Raw genomic sequence first — 20,079 nt, 5'->3', positions numbered from 1 at the left:
GCTGGAACTGTTCCGCCTGAGTTGCTTCGGCTGGAACTGCTTCGGCTGGAACGGGCCGGGGTGGAACTACTTTCGCCGGAACAGCAGATCGTGCACGACGTGGCTCTTGTCCAGGCCCTTGCCCTCGAACCGGGTCAGCGGCCGGAACGCGGGCCGCGGGGCGTATCCGCCGTCGGCCGCCGTGTTCTCGAAGTCGGGGTGGGCGGTGAGCACGTCGAGCATCTGCTCGGCGTAGTCCTCCCAGTCCGTCGCGCAGTGCAGGATCGCCCCGGGCCTCATCGGGCCGGCGACGAGCGACAGGAACTCCGGCTGGATCAGGCGCCGCTTGACGTGCCGCTGCTTCGGCCAGGGGTCGGGGAAGTACACCCGCACCCCGTCCAGGCTGTCCGCGGGCAGCATCGAGCGCAGCAGGATGATCGCGTCGCCGTTGGCCACGCGGACGTTCGTCAGTCCGTTCAGGGCCGCGAGGTTCAGCAGGTTGCCCTGGCCGGGCGTGTGCACGTCGACCGCGAGGATGCCGGTCGTCGGATCGTCCGCGGCCATCTGGGCCGTCGCCTCGCCCATGCCGAAGCCGATCTCCAGGACGATGCGGTCCACCCCGCGGTCCGTGTCCTTCGCGAACAGGCCGGCCAGGTCGAGCACGCCCTCCCCGTCGACGTCCAGGCCCCACTTGGGCCACAGCCGCCGCAGCGCGTCGCCCTGCGCCGAGGTGACCCGCCCGCGGCGCGGCTGGAAACTGCGGATCCGCCGCTCGTGGTGCGAGTCGGCGGGGTCGGGCCTGGGCCCGTCGGGGAACCGGGGCTCGTTCGGGCGCGATGACGTGGGGTGCTCGGAAGACTCAGACACAGTGCGAGGATTTTACGCGTCCGACGCGGATCGCCGCTCTTCAGGAGCCCCGCGGGCGGGGGCCCCGGGGCGGGTCCGCTCAGGCTGAGGCGAGCGCGTCCAGGGCACGCCTGGCGACCTCCCGGCCGATCGGCAGGGAGGCCGTGGCGGCCGGCGACGGCGCGTTCAGCACATGGACCGTGCGGACGCCCTCGCGTATCAGGAAGTCGTCGACGAGCGTGCCGTCCTTCAGAACCGCCTGGGCGCGCACTCCGGCCGGCGCCGGGGTCAGATCGTCCGCCGTGACGGCGGGCACCAGCCGACGCACCGCCTGCGCGAACGCGGCCTTCGACGCGGAGCGCCGCAACTCGCCCGCCCCGTACCGCCAGTGGCGCCGGGCGATCCTCCAGGACCCGGGCCAGGCCAGCGTCTGCGCGAGCTCCCTGGGCCGCACGACACCCCATCCGTAGCCCTCCCGGGCCAGCGCGGGAACCGCGTTCGGCCCCACGTGGACGCCGCCGTCGATGCCCCGGGTCAGGTGCACGCCGAGGAACGGGAACGCCGGGTCCGGCACGGGATAGACCAGGCCGCGCACCAGGTCGGGCCGGGCCAGCTCGAAGTACTCCCCGCGGAACGGCACGATCCGCATCTCCGGGTCGTCCCCGGCGAGACGGGCCACCTGGTCGCACTGCAGCCCCGCGCAGTTCACCAGGACGCGGCCGCGCACGATGTCCCCGGTGCTCGTGCGCACGGCGACGCCCCGCTCGGGCCGCCGGTCGATCTGCACGACCTGGGCCCCGTACCGGATCTCGGCGCCGGAGGCCTCGGCGAGCCGCTCGGCGACCGCGCGGTAGTCCGCGATGCCGGTCGTCCCCACATGGATGGCGGCGAGGCCGCGCACCTCGGGCTCGTACTCCTGGATCTGGGTGGCACCGAGCTCGCGCACCGGGATCCCGTTCTCCCTGCCGCGCTGGACGAGGGCGTGCAGCCGGGGCAGCTCGTCCCGCTCGGTGGCGACGATCAGCTTTCCCGTGACCTCGTGCGCGATCCCGTACTCCGCGCAGAACTTGACCATCTCGGCGGCGCCGCGCACGGCGAACCGGGCCTTCAGCGAACCGGGGCGGTAGTAGATCCCGCTGTGGATCACCCCGCTGTTGCGCCCCGTCTGGTGACGGGCGGGTCCCGCCTCCTTCTCGAGCACGACGATCCGGGTCCCCGGCGCGATCCTCGATACGGCGTACGCGGCGGAAAGCCCGACGATCCCGCCGCCGACCACCACCACGTCCCCGTCATACGCAACCGTCCCCACCGGGCCTCACCTCCACTCCCAGCATCTTGCCCGACCCCACTGACAACGCCTTGGGCAGCCTGCCGCCCGCCCCTGAGCCTTGGGCAATCCGCCGCTCGGAGCGGCACCCCCCGGCGCGGGGCGAGCGCTTCCGTCCGGCGCCCACCCCGACCCGGCACCCCCTACGCCGGCGCCACCAGCAACGGCCGGGCCCGCTCCCGCAGCTCGACGACCCGGGGCTCGTCCCCGTACGGCTCCAGCCGATGCAGCAGATCCTTCACGTACTCCGTGGTACGCGCCGAGGAAATGCGTCCGGCCACCTCCAGCGCCCGGGTCCCCTGCTCGCACGCCGCGTCCAGATTCCCGGACTCCAGCTCGGCGACGGCCGACACCACGAGCCGCAGCCCGTGCGAGCGCACGAACTCCTCCGTGGGCCGCGACAGCGCCTGCTCGGTGAAGCGGCGTACCTGTCGAGGCGCCTTCAGGTCGCGGTAGCACTCGGCGGCGTCCGCCGCGAACCGGTCGTACGAGTAGAACCCCAGCCACGAAGGATCACTGTCCCCGTCCCGGGCCCGCTCCAACCATCCTTCCGCGGCACGCAACGCGGCACCGGCCGCCTGCGCGTCTCCGGCGCGCGCGTGTGCGCGTGCCTCGACCAGCCGGAAGAAGCTCATGGTCCGCGCGGTCGCCAGCCCGCGATTGCGTTCGAGCGCGGCCTGCGCCAGGTCCACCCCTTCGTCGCCGAAGCCCCGGTACGTGGCCTGGAGCGACATGGAGGCGAGCACGTACCCGCCCAGCGGCACGTCGGCCGCCGCCCGGGCGAGCCGCAGCGCCTGGATGTAGTACCGCTGAGCGGCTTCCTGCTGCCCGGTGTCGAACGCCATCCACCCGGCGAGCCGCGTCAGTTCGGCGGCGGCCCCGAACAGGGAGCGCCCCACCTCGTCCGAGTACGAGCCGAGCAGCAGCGGCGCCGCCTCCACCCGTAGACACTCGGGCACCATCGACGAACGCCAGTCCCCGCCGCCGTACTTGGAGTCCCAGCGGCGCGCGTCCTCCGCGGCCTCCCGCAGCTTCTGGACGTCGCTGTGCCCCACCTTCTGCACCTTCGCGCCGTCCTCGGCGCTGTCGGTGCTCTCGGGTCCCGCGGCCCCCTCCGCAACGTGCGGCTCTCTCGCGACCGAGGAGTCGGCCGGGGTTATCAGCCACCGTGAAGCGGGCGTCGCGTACGCGCTCACCGCGAACGAACCGGCCAGCGACTGCCAGATCCCGCCGCCGGCCCGCCGCCCGGCGAGGTCGAGCCGGTACAGCTCGGTCGCCGACTTCACCGCCGCGCGCACGTCGCGCGGGAAGGCGAGACCCACCTCCGGCGCCGGATCGGCGTCGGCGAGCCCGATCTCGTGCAGCGGCACGGGACGGCCCAGCTTCTGCCCGATGGCGGCGGCGATGAGGTGCGGGGCGGCGCCCTGCGGCACCATGCCCTTCGACACCCAGCGCGCCACCGACGTCTTGTCGTAGCGAAGTGTCAACCCGCGCTGTGAGCCGAGGTCGTTGACGCGTCGTGCAAGCCCTGCGTTGCTGATTCCCGCGAGGGCGAGAACGGCGCCGAGTTTCTCGTTCGGCCCGCGTTGCTCCCTGGACATGCGTCACCCCTCGACACAGACGGCTGCCGCGTCAGTCGTCATGCGGACCGGGCAGAGGGGCTCGGCCTGGCATAACCGCGCGGCATTCGTACACCCAGCGTAGTTCGCCGAATCCCAAGCGTTAAGGGTCGCTGTTCCGGATGGCGGGATTGTTGTCCGTACTGAAGTACGGCGCAGGCCACGCGGTGTGACCGTGTGCTCCGGGTGTGGTGCCGTGCGCCTGCGCGTGCGCTCTTACTCGGGTACCCGGAGAGCGCTTCCATGGATCCTGCGTGGGTCGGCCCGCTGTACTGGATCCAGTGGGCTGGGGGACACCGCCGCCTTCATCCCCGCGGGCGGCGGACCGGTCCGGGAGGCGGTGTGCGCCTCCCGGACTGTGCGTGGCGCCATGGGTTGCGCGCTGTGGCCGAAGCGGGGTGTCCGGCTCCGGCCACCACGGCCCGATTTGGCCGAAACTCGCCCCCGTCGTCCTACGTCGCCCTGGTAGTGCCACGGTTCAACTACGGCTCAAAAGGGGCGCATTGGGGGGAGCGCACGCCAACTCGCGCTCTCTGTATGTCCCGTCACTCGGCCCTTCACTTGGCCCCTCCTGGACGTCTCCTTCGTGGCAGCATGGGGACCCCTTGGTTGTCCACAGCTTGTGGAGGCGGCGATGCGGTGGTTGGTGGGATGGAGCAGTACCGCCGCTGGCGCCGTCGCCTTCGGCTCGGCGGGAGCCGCGGGATCGACGGGCACGGAAGGCGAAACGGTACATCCGGTGGGTTCCCAACTCCTGTGGGGCGATCCGGATCCGCTGTGGGCGGTCGGTGACTGGCGGCCCGACGAGGTGCGCATCGTGAAGGTCGACGACCAGACCCGGATCGCGGTGCTCGGGGTGTGCGGCGCCACCGACGAACAACTGCGCGTGGGCCTGTTCGCCGCGCGCGGTGGCGCCCTGCGCCACCTCACGGCCTGGCCCGGCAGCTACACGGCGGTGGTCCAGGTGGGCCGCCGCGTCATGGTGGTCGGCGACCTCGCGGGCGCACGCCCCGTCTTCTACACCCCCTGGGCGGGCGGCACGGCGTACGCCACCGCGGCGCTTCCGCTCGCCGACCTCATCGAGGCCCACCTGGACGTGGGGCACCTGGCCGCCCTCCTCGCGGCCCCCGACGTCCCCGAGGCGCTGCACGACTCGACGCCGTACCAAGGCGTGCGCCGCATTCCGCCGGGGCACGCGCTGATCCTGCGCGCCGGGGCACGCGAGATCGCCGGCTACGAGCATGTGGCGTCCCTCGCGGTGGCCGCGGCGCCCGCCGACCCCGACCAGGCCGTGGACGCCGTCAGGGATGCCCTCGTGGACGCCGTACGGGCCCGCCTGGCCGCGCCCCGGCACATCCCCGGCACCGACCTGGACCCCGGACCCGTGCCCGGCATGGGGCCCGCCGAGCGCCGCGCCGCCCGCGGCATGCCGGTGCCCGGCATCGGCGCCGACCTCTCCGGCGGGCCCGCGTCCGGCACCCTCGCGCTCCTGGCGGCCGGCCTGCCCGGCATGCCCGGCACGGTGCTCGGCCACGGCACAGGAGCGGGCGAACGCCTCCTGGCGGTCACCTTCAACGACCTCTCCACCACCACGACCCACAGGGAGGCGGAACTCGAACGCGCGGGAGCCATCGCGTCGAACCCGCGCCTGCACCACGTAGTGGTGGCCGGGGGCGAGGAGACCCTCCCGTACGCGGACCTGGAGGGCCCGCTCACCGACGAACCGAGCGCCACCCTGGTCACCGCCTCCCGGCACCGCGCCCGCCTCGCCTCCGGAAGCGCCGACCACTTCACCGGCTACGGGGCACGGCAGGTCCTGGACGCCCACCCGGCGCGCCTGGCCGACCTCCTGATGGATCGTCAACGGCGTCACATGGTGCGTCCCATGGCAGCCCTCACCAAGGCCGAGGGAGGCTCCCTCCGGGTCCCGCCGCGCGTCTACGGCGCGGCCAGGAAGCTGGCCCGCACTCCCTACAAGGCGGGCCTCGACACGCTGTCCGACCGCCTGCTGCAGCGCCGCTTCGACGAACCGGTCGGCGCCGTCGGAGCGTCCCTCGCCGCGCTCACGTGGGCCAGGCCGGGACCCGCCGCGCGCTGGCTCACCGGCGAGGCCCTCGCCGAAGTATCGGTTCGCCTCCAGGAAGGCGCGACGCGCCCCGGCACCGGACCCGGCCAGCGCCCCGGCGCGTTCCGGGCCCGCTCGGCCCTCGCCCGGCACGCGGCGGACCTGCGCATCCTCGAGCAGGCCGCCGAGGTCCGCTCCCAGCGCCTGCACGCGCCCTTCCTCGACAACGAGGTGGTCCGCGCCTGCCGCGTCCTCCCCGAGGCGCTCCGCGTCCAGCCGGGAGCCCGCGCGGCGATCCTGCGCACCGTCCTGGAGGGCGCCGGCGTCAGGGACCTGCCCCCGGGCTGGGGAGCGCCCTCCCACGCCACGTCGGCGGCGGCCGCCCGCACCGGCATCCGTGTCTCGGCGGACCACCTCATCGCCCTCTTCGACACCCCGCTCCTCGCCCAGACGGGCCTGATCGAGGCGAGGGTGGTCCGCAAGGCCCTCCGCGCCGCGGCCGACGGAGAGACCGTCGCCCTGGACGGCCTGGCCGACCTGGTCGCCCTGGAACTGTGGCTGCGCCGGCTCCTCTCCCGCCGCGGCACCTGCTGGACCGGCACCCCGGCCCGCGCCCGCGCGGTCCCCACCGGCAGCGTCGTCCCGGACCGAGCCCTGGGCACAGGCATCCGCTGACCAAAGGCTCACCCGCGGCCCTGGGCAATCTGTCGCCTGGGGCGGCAGGGTGGGCAAGGCGGCACCCCGGCGCGGGGCGAGCGCCCATCCGGCCCGCACCACGACCCGGCCCACCCCAGCGCACCCCCTCCCACAAACCCCGCGCACCCATCCGCGTCCGCCAGCGACAATGCCCAGGTGCAGTACAAAATCCTGGGAACCACACAGGCCTACGACACCGAGGGCACCGCCGTACCTGTAGGCGGCCCCCGCCTCCGCGCCCTGCTCACGTCCCTGGCCCTGCACACCCCCCGCACCGCCCCCACCGACGCCCTCATCGACGACGTCTGGGCCGACGCCCCGCCCACCGACGCCCCGGCCGCCCTCCAGGCCCTGGTGGGCCGTCTCCGCCGCGCCCTCGGCCACGACGCCGTCACCTCCGAACCCGGCGGCTACCGCCTCACCGCGACCCGCGACGACATCGACCTGCACGTCTTCGCGCGCCTGACCCGGGAGGGCACCGCGGCGCTCACCGCGAACGACCCGGCGACAGCGGCCCGCGTCCTGCGGGAGGCCCTCGCCCTGTGGCACGGCCCCGCCCTCGCCGACCTGCCCGACCACACCGCGGCCACCCGCCCCGAGGCCCAGCGCCTGGAGGCCACGCGCCTGGAGGCCACGCGCGCCCGCGTGAGCGCCGACCTGAGTCTGGGCCGCGCCTGCGACCTCGTACCGGAGCTGCGTGAACTCACCGCGGCGCATCCTTACGACGAGCCGCTGCACGCCCTGCTCATCCGCGCCCTGCGCGCGACGGGCCGTGGCGCCGACGCGCTGGCGGCGTACGAGTCGGCGCGCCGCGCGCTGGCGGACGGCCTGGGCGCGGACCCGGGCCCGGAACTGGCAGCGCTGCACGTGGAGTTGCTCGCGGAACCGACAGCGCCCGCCCCCACAACCCCACCCACCCCCACAACCTCACCCACCCCCACAACCTCACCCACCCCTCAAGTGCCACCCGCCACTCAAGCCCCCCGCCCCCCGGCCCGTACCGGAAATCTCCGTCCCCGTCTGAATTCCTTCGTCGGCCGGGAACCCGAACTGGACGCGATCCGTTCTGACTTGCGAGGAGCACGCCTGGTCACGCTCACGGGCCCGGGCGGCTCCGGCAAGACCCGCCTGGCCGAGGAGGCAGCAGCCCCCGAGCCCAGGGCCTGGCTGGTCGAGCTGGCGCCGCTCGACGACTCACGGGCGGTCCCGGGCGCGGTCGTCAGCGCGCTGGGCCTGCGCGAGACGGTCCTGATCACGAACGAGAGATCGGGCGGTCACGACGACCCGACCGCGCTCCTCCTGGAGCACTGCGCACACCGCAGCGAGCTCTTGATCCTTGACAACTGCGAGCATGTGATCGACGCGGCGGCGGACCTCGCCGAGACCCTCCTGACGCACTGCCCGGGTCTCACGATCCTCGCCACCAGTCGCGAACCCCTGGGAGTCCCCGGGGAGTCCGTACGCCCAGTCGAGCCGCTGCCACCGGACCCCGCACACCGCCTGTTCGCGGAGCGGGCCATCGCGGTGCGCCCCGGTTTCGACCCCACGCAGGATGCCGACGCCGTCGCCGAGATCTGCCGCCGCCTGGACGGCCTGCCGCTGGCCATCGAGCTGGCGGCGGCCCGCCTGCGTCTGCTGACCCCCCGCCAGATCGCCGACCGTCTCGACGACCGCTTCCGCCTGCTGACCGGCGGCAGCCGCACCGTCCTGCCCCGGCAGCAGACCCTGCGCGCCGTCGTCGACTGGTCCTGGGACCTGCTCGACGAGCGCGAGCGCACCGCCCTGTGCGAGCTGTCGGTCTTCGCGGGCGGCTGGGACCTGGACGCCGCCGAGGCCGTCTGCTCCCCGGCCGACACCACCGGCGCCGCCGACGTCATCGGGTCCCTCGTGGACAAGTCCCTGCTGGTCGCGACCCCGTACGACCGCGGGCTCCCCGGCATGCGCTACCGCATGCTGGAGACCATCCACGAGTACGCCACCGAGCGCGCCGCCGCACTCCCCGCACTGCGGCTGGCCGCCGAGCGCCGCCACCTCGCGTACGTCCGCGCCCTGGTCGAGGAGGCCGACCCCAAGCTGCGCTCGGCCGAGCAACTCCCGTGGATCCAGCGCCTGGAGACCGAGCTGGACAACATCCGCGCCGCGTTGACGCGCGTCACCGCCTCGCCCGGACTGGTCGACGAGGAGACGGCGATCGCCCTGGCGCTGAACCTGGGCTGGTTCTGGTGGCTGCGCAACTACCGCATCGAGGGCGGCGGTTGGATCCAGACCATCGTGGGCCTGCTGCCGGACCCGACCGGTACAGGTGATCCGGGGGATCCGGAGGACCCGCTGCACTGGCCGCGGATGAAGCTGCGCCTGCTGTCCCTCTTCCTGGTCACCGAGTCCACCCCGCAGGAGGTCATCCGCAGCGAGGCCGACCGGGCGTACCTGAAGCGCGTCCGGGCCGCCTTCGAGCCGCCGAACCCGCAGGGCGCCACCTTCCCCGGCATCATCTGGCCGTTCACGCTCTTCGTCCTCGACGGGATGGGCGACGTGCGCGAGGCCCTGGACCGGGCCGTCGAGAACTGCCGCCGCTTCGGCGGCGACTGGGAGGTCGGCGTCACGCTGATGTTCCGGACCCACACGGTCGTGGACATGGCGGGGAACATGCAGGGCGTGGACGACGACCTCGCCGAGCTGCGCCGGATCAGCCGCCGCGTGGGCGACCGCTGGATGCGCGCCCAGGTGTGCAGCGCTGCCGGCGAGGCCGCCATGGGCCGCGGCCGGTACACGGACGCGCGGGGCGAGTACGAGGAGGCCATGCGGCTCGCCTACGAGGTGGGGGCGTACGCGGAGACACCGTTCCTGATGGTGCGGCTCGCCGAGATCCACTACCGCGAGGGTGACCGGGAAGCGGCCCACAAGGCTCTCGACTCGGCGAGCGAGGACGCGGAGCGGTACGGGGTCGCCGACACCACGGCCTACGCGGGACTGCTGCGCGCCCATCTCGCGCTGGCCGACGGGGAGGTGGCCCGCGCGCGCGAGCTGTGCGACACGTCCCGCAGGGTGGCGGCGACGGCCTCACCGCCGCCGCAGTTCTCCGCGGCCCTCGGCCTGACCGACGCCCGCGTCACGGCCGCCGAGACGGGCCCGGCCGCCGGCCTGGTGCTCCTCGTCGACGCGTGGCGCGACGCGGTGGCGGGGCAATGCGCGGAGTCGGTCACCGCGGGTCTGGTCGACGTCGGGGCCGAACTGCACGCGCGCGGCGGCGACGTGGCGCGGGCGGTCCGGCTGTTCGCCGCGGCGGACGAGCTGCGCCGCGGCATGCCCCGGGCGGTGCCGGAGCGCGACGAGTGCGTGGCCGTGGAGACCCGCGCCCGGGCCGAGCTCGGCGACGTACGGTACGAGGCCGAGCGCACCAGCGGCGCGGCGCTCACCCAGGAGGAGATCCTGGCGGAGCTGGCGGCGCCCACGGCCGTCGGCTGACCGGCGGCCGGGCCCCCGTCAGCCGCAGCTGAACCGCGACTCGGCCCAGTCGGCGACCGCCACCGAGTCGACCGGCGAGTTCGGTTCGACGACGAGCCGGATCGACTTCGCCCCGGCCAGGTTCACATGCACCGGCACCGCCGGGTCCTTGCCGCGGACCACCTGCGACTGCCAGGCGCGCGCCCCGTCGACGTACACGGAGAAGCGCACGGCTCCCAGGCCGAGGGTCATGTCGTCGACGCCGACGTACGCGTCGTACGCGGAGCAGGTGCGGTTCAGGTCGATGGTGACGGAGGACCGGGAGTGGACGGAGACGCCGTTCGCGTACCTCTTGTCGGCGATCGACATCCCGTAGCGCTGCCAGACCCAGCTGCTCTCGCCGAGCCGGATCTCCGGTGCGGTGCCGTCTCCGACGGCCCCGTAGTCCAGGGAGTTCAGCTGGTACACGGCCGGAGCGGGCGGGGGAGTGGGGGTGGGCGTCGGTTTGGGCCGGGGCTTGGGCTCGGTCGGCGTGGGCTTCGGCTTCGGCTTCGGGGTGGGCTTCGGCGGTGTCGGCTTGGGCTTCGGCTTCGGGGCCGCCTTCGCCGGGGGAGTCGGCGTCGGGGTGGGCTTCGGCTTCGGCGCGGGCGGCTCGGGCTTCGGGGTCGGGGTCGGCTTCGGCGGCGTCGGGGTGATCGGCTGCGAGACCGGCGGCTTCTCCTTCTTCGCCTCCGGCACCTGCTTCGGCTCACCGCCGGTGAGCGCGATGGCCAGCGCGGCGGCGGTCGCGGCCGCCACCACACCGGCCGCGATGCCCGCCTTCGCCGGAGCTCCGAGCCCTTCGGCGGCGGCGCCACCGGCCGCCCCCGAGCCGGACGAACCGCCGCTCGCCGCCGCGGCCGCACCGGCGCCCGCCGCACTCGCCGCGCCACCGCCGATGAACGCGGCGGCCTTCGCGTACCCGGCGGCGCCGAACCAGCCGATGACCGCGACCGGCACGACACCCGGGATCCCGCTGGCGACTTCCTTGATCTGGCCGGCCGCCAGCCGGCACTTGGCGCACTCCTCCAGGTGCTTGCGCAGGCCGCGCTCGGCCCGCGTGCGCAGGCTGCCGCGCGCGTACGCGCCGAGCCGGTCGGCGTAGCGGGAGCACTCCTCGGACTCGGTGAGGGTGGCCGAGACATGCGCCTGGAGGTAGGCCTCCTTGAGGCCCTCTCGGGCGCGCTTGGCGAGCACGCGGGTGCCGTTGGCGTCGAGTCCGAAGAGGGTGGCGACCTCGCTGGGCGACTCGTCCTCGACCTCGGTGTGCCACAGCACGGCCTGCCAGCGCTCGGGCAGCGAGCGGAAGGCCTGCATGGCCATGGACTGCTCGGCCTCCTGCATGGCGCGCACGTCCGCGCCGAGGTCGAGCGTGTCGTCGTCCGACACCTCGTTCGTCCGGGCGGCCTGTGCGGCGAACAGCGCGAAGTCGTCGACGAGTTGCTCGCGCCTGGCCGATTTCGTCCATGACGCGGCGACCCGGCGCACCGTGGTCAGCAGGTAGGCGCGCACCGCGTGCTCGGGCCCGCTGCCGCCGCGGACGGCCTGCAGCATGCGCGCGAACACCTCGGCCGTCAGGTCGTCGGCGGTGTGCCCGTCGCGGCAGCAGGTGCGGGCGTAGCGGCGGACGGCGGCGGCGTGCCGGCGGTACAGCTCCTCGTACGCGCTGTCGTCGCCCGCACGCATGCGACCGATCAAGTCGGCGTCGGACGTGGGCAGTTCGCCACTTGCGTCGGCCGTGGCAGCGGCTTCGCGCTGGGCCGGTACGGAGGCGTCGGCGTCGGCCCGGTGCTTCGCGGGGAAGGTCTTGCCCGGAGTGCGCCCGGGGCCGCCCTGGCTCGGCACCTGCTGTGCGGAGAGATCGTCCGCCTCGGCCCCGCCACCGTCGGGCCGCGGCTCGCCCTGCCCGTCAACGCTCATCGCGGAAGCCCCCGCCTGCACACTCCAAGCCCGATCACCGGGAAAGCGTGCCACACGGCCGGACCCGGGAGCCCGCCCGTGCACAGCAACCACTCATCCGTGGAGTTTTCCCGAATTCGAGCACTAGCTCTCACTCGTCCGGGGAAGGGTCAACGGTCCCGCTGTGCACGAGAGTTGACCGCGGGTGACCCCATTCGGCCACCCGCGGTCAAGACGCTCGAAACCGCCCCGGACGTGCTAAGAGCCCGCCCGGGAACGCAGGTTCTACGCGGGCCGCGAGCGCAGACCTTCCAGGAGGATGTCGAGCAGCCGTGCCGAGGCCGCCGCCTGCTGCGCGGCGTCCGGCAGCGACGGCGCGGCCGTCGCGATGACGAGCAGCACGTCCGACACGGTCACGTCGGCACGCAGCTCACCGGCCTCCCGTGCGCGGTCCACGAGCCGCCCCACGACCTCGAGCAGCTCCGCCGCCCCCGCGTCGTCCGCGGGAAGGGCTTCCTCGCCCGGCGCCGTCCGCTGCTCCACGAGCCGCAGTTCGGGCGTGCCGCCGCGCTGTTCGGGAACGCGCGTCTCGTCGCGTACGGGCTCCTCGGCCACGCCCACCCGCAGCACGTGCGGCGGAAGCAGCCGACCGGCGCCCGAGGCGACCGAGGTCCGCAGGAAGCGCGAGAGCGCCGACCACGGCTCGTCCTCCTGACCGAGCGCCGTGCGTGCCTGGTCGGTCAGCCGGGAGGTCTCCTCCTCGGCTATCCGTCGCACCAGTACGTCCTTGCTGGGGAAGCGCCGGTACACCGTGCCCACACCGACGCGGGCGCGCCGCGCCACGTCCTCCATGGGCGCCCCGTACCCCAGCTCGCCGAAGACCTCGCGGGCCGCGCGCAGCACATGCTCCAGATTGCGCTGGGCATCCACGCGCAGCGGCGTGGAGCGCGAACTGTCGCCCGCCCCACGCCCGTTGGCGCCACCCGATGCGCCCGAAGGCGCGACGGTAGACGCGGAGGTCCAATGAGTGTCCTGAATGTGCATATGTGTTCCCCCGGTAATGACGTCTCCCCCCGGAGACACTCCCCGCCATTGTCCGCCGGAGTCTGGGGAACAGAAAGCCATTTCCCGGCCCGCCCCTGCGGTCCGGTCAGCGCATCCCCCGACACCCCGACAGCACACGAACATAGTTGAGCCGGGGTCAATTCAGAAGGGGCAGGTTCCGCACGGAGCGCCCCCCGAACGGAGTACGCGGCGATTCCGCCCCGATTGCACCCCTGCCTCCCCCTCCCACTCCCCACGCTGACCTGCGCTTCTTTCCAAAGTCCGGCCCGGCCGGCGGACCGGTGGGAGGCATTCCGCTCAGTCACACAAATTGCCGGGGCTGTGGACAAACGCAAGGGTCCGGTGCGTCATGGGGTGGTGACGATGCCAAGGACGCCATCACCGGAGCCGACCGTGCCGGAGCCCGCGCGCATTCTCGTCGTCGGCGGCGGCTACGTGGGGATGTACACCGCCCTGCGCCTCCAGAAGAAGCTCAAACCCGAACTGCGCAGCGGCGCCGTGGAGATCGTCGTCGTCACCCCCGACCCGTACATGACGTACCAGCCGTTCCTGCCGGAAGCCGCGGCCGGCTCCATTTCCCCACGTCACGTGGTGGTCCCACTGCGCCGCGTACTGCCGCACTGCAGCGTGATCGTCGGCGAGGTCGTCTCCATCGACCACGCCAAGCGCACGGCCACGTACACGACGCTCGCCAGCGACGAGGAGGGCACGGGGCCGGCCCCCCTCAGGTACGACGAACTGGTCCTGGCCCCCGGCTCGATCTCGCGCACGCTCCCCGTCCCGGGACTCGCCGACCACGGCATCGGTTTCAAGACGGTCGAGGAGGCCGTCGGTCTGCGCAACCACGTCATCGAACAGCTCGACATCGCCTCCTCCACGCGCGACCCGGCGATCCGCGACGCGGCGCTCACCTTCGTCTTCGTGGGCGGCGGCTACGCGGGCGTCGAGGCGCTCGGCGAGCTGGAGGACATGGCCCGGTACGCGGCGAAGTACTACCACAACGTCAAGCCCGAGGACCTGAAGTGGATCCTGGTCGAGGCGAGTGACCGGATCCTGCCCGAAGTCGGCCCGGAGATGGGCCAGTACACGATCCGCGAACTGCGCGGCCGCAACATCGACGTGCGCCTGGAGACCCGCCTGGAGTCGTGCGAGAACCGGGTCGCGGTCCTCTCCGACGGCTCCCGCTTCCCCACCCGTACGGTCGTGTGGACGGCCGGCGTCAAACCGAGCCCGCTGCTCGCCGCCACCGACCTGCCCCGCACCGAACGCGGCCGCCTCAGGTGCACGGCCGCGCTGGCCGTCGACGGCGCCCCGCACGCCTGGGGCGCGGGCGACGCGGCGGCCGTTCCCGACGTCACCTCACCGGGGAACGACTGCGCGCCCAACGCCCAGCACGCCGTGCGCCAGACCAAGACCCTCGCCGACAACATCGCGGCGTCCCTGCGCGGCCGGCCGCTGACCGACTACCGGCACGCGTACGTGGGTTCGGTCGCCTCGCTCGGCCTGCACAAAGGTGTCGCGCACGTCTACGGACGGAAGCTGAAGGGCTACCCTGCCTGGTTCATGCACCGCGTCTATCACCTCAGCAGGGTGCCCACCGCCAACCGGAAGGCCCGCGTCCTGACCGAATGGACCCTGTCCGGCCTGTTCAAGCGGGAGATCGTCTCGCTCGGCTCGCTGGAACGACCGCGCGCCGAGTTCGAACTCGCGGCCGGTGGTGTCCCCCCTGAGGACCCTTCCGCACCTCCCGCACCTCCCGCACCTCCCTCTCAAGGCCCGAAAGGGTCGCCCTGACCGCTCAGTTGACGCCCTGCTGACCGGAGCGCGGAACTCCCGTCCGCGGACCGGCGTCTGACGTTTGTCAGTACGGTCGGCCACACTGGTCCCCGACCATGGGCGGGCCAAGCGCCCTCCCTCGACCCCACGAGGCTTTCCCCAAGTGAACTTCACGCGCTGGAGCGCCCGGCTCCCCGGAACGCAGCGCCGCGCCGCAGCGCGGGCCGACCACGGCGTAGCCCAGCGAGGCGACGGCGCGGTGCCCGCGGCCCGCGCCGAGCAGCTGTCCGACGACGAGCAGACGGCCACGGGCGGCGCGGGTGGCACAGGCGACCCGGACGCCACGGGCGTCACCGAGATCGCAGGCGTCGCAGGCGTCGCGGGTGTTGACGGGCTGCCCGTCCGCGACGTCCTCGACCGCATCCCGGGCCTCGTCGCCCTGGTGCACGGCCCCGAGCACCGCATCGCGTACGTCAACGACGCGTACGTCGCGGCCTTCGGCGACCGCCCCGCCGGCGCACCGGCCCGCGAGGCCCTGCCCGAACTCGACGAGCTGAGCCTCCTCCCGCTCCTCGACCAGGTCCTGCGCAGCACGAAGCCCCGTACGGTCAAGTCCCGCAAGACGTCCGGCGGCCGCTCGTACACCGTGACCTGCACTCCCCTGGAGACGGCGGAGGGCCCCGGCGTCCTGATCTTCGCGGCGGACGTCACCGACCACGCGGAGGCCGCCGAGCGCCTGCGCACCAGCGAGCGCCAGCAGCGCGAGACGGCCGTGACCCTCCAAAGATCGCTGCTGCCCCAGGAGTTGGAGGAGCCCGACGACCTGCGCATCGCGGCCACCTACCAGCCCGGCGGCACCGAGGCCGCGGTCGGCGGCGACTGGTACGACGTCATCACCCTCGGCGGCGGCCGCACGGCCCTCGTCATCGGCGACGTCATGGGCCGCGGCGTGCGGGCGGCGGCGGTGATGGGCCAGCTCCGCACGGCGGTCCGCGCCTACGCCCGCCTGGACCTTCCGCCGCACGAGGTCCTGCAACTGCTGGACGGGCTCGCTACGGAGATCGACCCGCATCAGATCGCCACGTGCGTCTACGCCGTCCACGACCCGAACGAGGGCCGCCTCGTCTACGCGTCCGCGGGCCACCTCCCCATCCTCGTACGGGACGAGAACGGCACGATCCACCGCGGCGACGAGCCGACCGGCCCGCCGCTGGGCACCGGCGGCTGGCTGCACACCTCGGGCTCGGTCCCGCTCGGCCCCGGCTCGACGGCGGTCCTCTACACGGACGGGCTCGTCGAGCGCAGGGACGAGGACATCGACGAGGGCGTCGCCGCTCTCGAACACGCTCTGGCCGGCGCCACCGGCACCCCCCAGGTCGTCTGCGACCGCCTGATCCGGGCGGCGGGCGTCACGGCCGACCACGACGACGACGTGGCGGTCCTCGTCCTCCAGCACCCGGCGCGCAAGGGCCCCGACGGCGAACTCTTCCGCAACGCGGCCCTGGAACTCCTCGGCGGCGTCGAGGCGGCCCCGCGCGCCCGCGCCTTCGCCTCGGGAGTGCTGTCGAGCTGGCGCTTCACCCCCGAACTGCACGACCTGGGCGTCCTCGCCGCCAGCGAACTCGTCGCCAACTCCCTCCAGCACGGCATCCCGCCCATGCGCCTGCGCCTGCGCCGCACGGACCGCCGCCTGATCATCGAGGTCACCGACGGCGACGACCACCTCCCGCGCCGCCGCCGCGCGGAACCGGCGGACGAGACGGGCCGCGGCATCGCCATCGTCGCCACCATCGCCTCGAACTGGGGCTCGCGCCGCACACCGGGCGGCGGCAAGGCCGTGTGGTGCGAGTTCGTCCTGCCGAACAAGTGAATACGGTGCCCAGGGGGACAGGACCTCTGGGCAAGTGGGCGCGGCGGTGCTATCAGCTCCGTATGACAGACGCAGCAGATGCCGCACACGCCTCTGGTTTCCGTCTCACCGACAGCGCCCCCGAGCGCTACGAGCAGTACGTCGCCCCACTCATGGCCCCGTTCGTCGACGCCCTGGTCGAGAGCGCCGACCTGCGCCCCGGTGACACCGTCCTCGACCTGGCCTGCGGCACCGGCTTCACGGCCCGGCTCGCCGCGGCCCGGGTCGGCCCGACCGGCCGGGTCCACGGCACCGACGTCAACCCGGAGATGCTCCGGGTCGCCGTGGCGCACCGCCCGCACCTGTACCCCGACATCGAGTTCACCGAGGCCCCCGCCGACCAACTGCCGCACGAGGACGGCATGTTCGACGCGGTCCTGTGCCAGCAGGGCGCCCAGTTCTTCCCGGACCTGGCCGCCGCGTGCGCGGAGGCGGCCCGCGTGACCCGCGCGGGCGGCCGCTTCACCGCCACGACCTGGAGCCACCTGGACCGCTCCCCGTACTTCCTCGCACAGCACGAACTCGTGGCCGAGTACGCGGGCGAGGAGGCCGCCGACGGCTTCGTGCAGGCCTTCTCCGCCACCGCCGAGGTGATGACGCCGGCCCTGCGCAAGGCGGGCTTCCACGACGTGACGACCCGCGTCCTCACCCTCGACGTGACGCTCCCGCCGCTCATCGACTACGTCCCCGGCCACCTCTCCGCGCTCCCCTGGAGCACCCTGACCGGGACGGACGCCCTGCGCACGGCAGGCGAAACCTTCGCCGCCCGCTTCGCGGCCCACGCGGCCCCCGACGGTTCGACGACGCTCCCCTTCACGGCGACCTTGACGACAGCGACCCGCTGACGGAACGCGAGTGGCCGGTGCCCACGGGCACCGGCCACTCGCGCGTCCTGTCGGTTCAGGCGTCCTGCACCGCGGGCTCGGGCGCACTGCGCATCACCACGCGCGTACCGGCCAGCGACGGCTGGTCCTGTACGGGGGTGAGCCGCTTCCCGAGCCGCAGCGCGAGGAAGGTGATCCCCAGCGAGAACAGCACGAAGGTCACGATGTACGGCCCGTGCAGCGCGGCCCCCATGGGCCCGCCGACGGCCGGCCCCACCGCCAGCGCGAGCTGCTTCACCAGCGCGAAGGCGGAGTTGTACGACCCGACCATGCCCGCCGGAGCGAGATCGGCGACCAGCGGCGCCACGGTCGGCGACAGCATCGACTCACCGAGCCCGAAGAGGGCGTACGTCGAGATGAACGCGGCGGTCGCCATGGCCTGGCTCCCGTGCCCGAGCCCCGCGTAACCGGCGGCGATCCACGCGACGGCCCAGATGAGCCCGACCGCCGCGATCACACGCGACCGCTTGCGCCGCTCGACGAACTTCAGCACGGCGAACTGCGCGACGACGATCATCGCGGTGTTGGCGGCAAGGGCGATCCCGAGCGTGGAAGCCGAGATTCCCGCGGCCTCCACCCCGTAGGCGCTCAGCCCCGACTCGAACTGCCCGTAGCAGGCGAAGAACAGCACGAACCCGAGCCCGCACAGCTGCACCATCGCGCGGTGCCCGAGCAGCACCCGCAGCCCGCCCTTGGCCTCGCCCTTCGGCGCGGACTCGCCCAGCGCCGCTCCCTGCGGCATGCGCACGGTCCACACGATGGCGGCGAGCACCAGGAACATCACGGCCTCGATGGCGAACAGCCGCAGGAAGGTCTCCGGCCGGCTCTCGTCGACGATCTGGCCACCGATGAGTCCGCCGATGCCGAGTCCCAGGTTCTGCAGGAAGAACTGCATGGCGAAGGCCCGCGTCCGCGACTCCGGCGCCGAGCACCACACGATCATCGTCGCGAGCGCCGGCTGCAGCACGGCGGTACCGGCACCGAGCACGGCGGCGGCCGCGATGGCGGCAGGCTCGGTACCGGCGAGCCCGAGCCCGAGAGCACCCACGGCCGCGACACCGGACGCCGTCAGCAGTACGGGCATGGGGCCGCGCCGGTCGATGGCGCGACCGGTGAAGGGCAGGACGACCAGAGCGGCCATGGCGAAGGCGGCCAGCACGATCCCCGCCGCACCGGCACCCAGGTCCCGCACTTCCGCTACGTACACATAGAGGAACGGAACCGTGAAGCCCACGCCGAACGAACTCAGCGCACTGCCGATCTGCACACGCCGCATCGCGGCGCCCATCGCCCTGGTCACTTTCACCTGCCCTTTCGCAGTCGCACGAAGAAGAAGCCCCCAGGGACCGCCGCAGCGGTTAACCTTGAAGACTTCGAAGCTAAAGTTAGAAGCTAAACAGTACAGCGCGAAGGACTTCAACGCCAACCGCGGCCGTGCCATACTTCGCGGCATGGCAGCCGAGCCGACCCTCGAAGAGCAGATCGCCGCGTATCAGCGGGAGTTCCAGGACCTCGACCCCCAGGTCGAGCAGATCGTCTCGGCGCTGGGCAGACTCAACCGCCGCATGAACGTGGCGTACGGCCGCCAGACCTCCGAGATCGGCATCAGCAACGCCGAGTGGGAGGTCCTCAAGGCCCTCGTCCTCTCCGGGGCCCCGTACCGCATGGGCCCCGGCGACCTGGCGAAGCGCCTCGGCCTGACCCCCGCCGCGATGACCCACCGCATCGACCGCATGGTCCAGGAGGGCCTGGTCACCCGCGACCGCGACGAGAGCAACCGGGTCCGCGTCATCGTCGAGCTGACCTCCGAGGGCCGCGAGAAGTGGCTGGAGGCGATGCGCCTGGCCTCGGTCTTCGAGGAGGACCTGCTCCAGGACCTCAACCCGGCGGAGCGCACGGCTCTCGGCGAGGTCCTGACCCGCCTCCTGCGCCGCGTGGAGCACGCCCAGCCGGACGCCGGCGGCCGCCTCAACGACCTGGACTGAGGCGGGGATCGGGGCCCAGCCCGAGGGGGTTGACGCGGCCCCACCGGATCCGTATAGTTCTTCGGGTTGCCGCGGAGCCGTAACGGTTCTTCGACAGCACCTTTCGCCGCTGATGCGGCACCCAAACCAACCAGCACGATCTCCCCATGGGATTGATTTCGGCGTGTCCGAATTCAATTCGAAATTGGGTTGCGGTCGCCCTGATCACCTCGATTAGGAACCACCGCCGGGATCCGCTAAAGTTTGGGACGTCGGAACGGCCCAACAGCCGGGAAGACAAGCCCCGCTGACTGGGAATCAGGCCCGAAAGGATCTGATAGAGTCGGACTCGCCGGAAAGCCGAAAGGCCGGAAAGCGAAGCAGGACCCCGAGGAAATCGGCCGGTGAAACGGTCTGATAGAGTCGGAAACGCAAGAAAGCAAGACCGAAGGGAAGCGCCCGGAGGAAAGCCCGAGAGGGTGAGTACAAAGGAAGCGTCCGTTCCTTGAGAACTCAACAGCGTGCCAAAAATCAACGCCAGATATGTTGATACCCCGTCTCCAGCAT

Annotated in this window: 12 protein-coding genes; 6 read left to right on the top strand and 6 right to left on the bottom strand. The window is 72.9% G+C overall.

The genetic code is table 11. The features are described from left to right. Positions 1-66: 66 nt before the first annotated feature. From trmB to B072_RS0108305, 3 genes are all read right to left on the bottom strand, one after another. Entirely contained in the window at positions 67-846 is a 780-nt protein-coding gene (gene trmB, locus B072_RS0108315) for a tRNA (guanosine(46)-N7)-methyltransferase TrmB (RefSeq protein ID WP_018529483.1), read from the bottom strand. Between the two features lie 79 nt (positions 847-925). Next, positions 926-2,134 (bottom strand): L-2-hydroxyglutarate oxidase, encoded by a 1,209-nt coding sequence (gene lhgO, locus B072_RS0108310; RefSeq protein ID WP_026245579.1) that lies wholly within the window; start codon positions 2,132-2,134, stop codon positions 926-928. A 161-nt stretch (positions 2,135-2,295) separates the two neighbouring features. Beyond that, on the bottom strand, positions 2,296-3,753 hold the full coding sequence (locus tag B072_RS0108305; RefSeq protein WP_018529481.1) for a hypothetical protein: 1,458 nt from the start codon (positions 3,751-3,753) through the stop codon (positions 2,296-2,298). Between the two features lie 652 nt (positions 3,754-4,405). Between B072_RS0108305 and B072_RS0108300 the strand changes: the two genes are divergently transcribed. Both B072_RS0108300 and B072_RS0108295 read left to right on the top strand, forming a co-directional pair. After that, positions 4,406-6,511 carry an asparagine synthase-related protein gene (locus B072_RS0108300; protein ID WP_026245578.1) on the top strand — a complete coding sequence of 702 codons (2,106 nt, stop codon included), beginning with the start codon at positions 4,406-4,408 and terminating at the stop codon, positions 6,509-6,511. 177 nt (positions 6,512-6,688) lie between these two features. Further along, a complete protein-coding gene (locus B072_RS0108295; protein WP_018529479.1) occupies positions 6,689-9,997 on the top strand; it encodes an AfsR/SARP family transcriptional regulator in 3,309 nt (1,102 codons plus the stop codon). Positions 9,998-10,015: 18 nt separating this feature from the next. Here B072_RS0108295 and B072_RS0108290 read toward each other — a convergent pair whose 3' ends face one another. Further along, positions 10,016-11,935: a sigma-70 family RNA polymerase sigma factor gene (locus B072_RS0108290; protein ID WP_018529478.1), complete on the bottom strand. Its 1,920-nt coding sequence runs from the start codon at positions 11,933-11,935 to the stop codon at positions 10,016-10,018. Between the two features lie 264 nt (positions 11,936-12,199). Next, positions 12,200-12,958 carry a TetR/AcrR family transcriptional regulator gene (locus tag B072_RS0108285; protein ID WP_026245577.1) on the bottom strand — a complete coding sequence of 253 codons (759 nt, stop codon included), beginning with the start codon at positions 12,956-12,958 and terminating at the stop codon, positions 12,200-12,202. A gap of 384 nt (positions 12,959-13,342) precedes the next feature. Between B072_RS0108285 and B072_RS0108280 the strand changes: the two genes are divergently transcribed. The 3 genes from B072_RS0108280 to B072_RS0108270 all read left to right on the top strand — a co-directional run bounded on the left by B072_RS0108280 (position 13,343) and on the right by B072_RS0108270 (position 17,509). Further along, complete coding sequence (locus B072_RS0108280; RefSeq protein ID WP_051127132.1) at positions 13,343-14,773, top strand: NAD(P)/FAD-dependent oxidoreductase; 1,431 nt, start codon at positions 13,343-13,345, stop codon at positions 14,771-14,773. 145 nt (positions 14,774-14,918) lie between these two features. Then, a complete protein-coding gene (locus tag B072_RS0108275; protein ID WP_018529475.1) occupies positions 14,919-16,625 on the top strand; it encodes an ATP-binding SpoIIE family protein phosphatase in 1,707 nt (568 codons plus the stop codon). Between the two features lie 62 nt (positions 16,626-16,687). Continuing rightward, positions 16,688-17,509 (top strand): class I SAM-dependent methyltransferase, encoded by an 822-nt coding sequence (locus B072_RS0108270; protein WP_026245576.1) that lies wholly within the window; start codon positions 16,688-16,690, stop codon positions 17,507-17,509. A gap of 55 nt (positions 17,510-17,564) precedes the next feature. Here B072_RS0108270 and B072_RS0108265 read toward each other — a convergent pair whose 3' ends face one another. Next, on the bottom strand, positions 17,565-18,836 hold the full coding sequence (locus tag B072_RS0108265) for an MFS transporter (RefSeq protein WP_018529473.1): 1,272 nt from the start codon (positions 18,834-18,836) through the stop codon (positions 17,565-17,567). A gap of 163 nt (positions 18,837-18,999) precedes the next feature. Between B072_RS0108265 and B072_RS0108260 the strand changes: the two genes are divergently transcribed. Further along, positions 19,000-19,533 (top strand): MarR family winged helix-turn-helix transcriptional regulator, encoded by a 534-nt coding sequence (locus tag B072_RS0108260; RefSeq protein ID WP_018529472.1) that lies wholly within the window; start codon positions 19,000-19,002, stop codon positions 19,531-19,533. The last annotated feature ends 546 nt before the right edge of the window (positions 19,534-20,079 follow it).

The organism is Streptomyces sp. HmicA12 (assembly GCF_000373565.1).
Taxonomy (GTDB): Bacteria; Actinomycetota; Actinomycetes; order Streptomycetales; family Streptomycetaceae; genus Streptomyces.
This window is presented reverse-complemented; position numbering and strand designations above follow the sequence as displayed.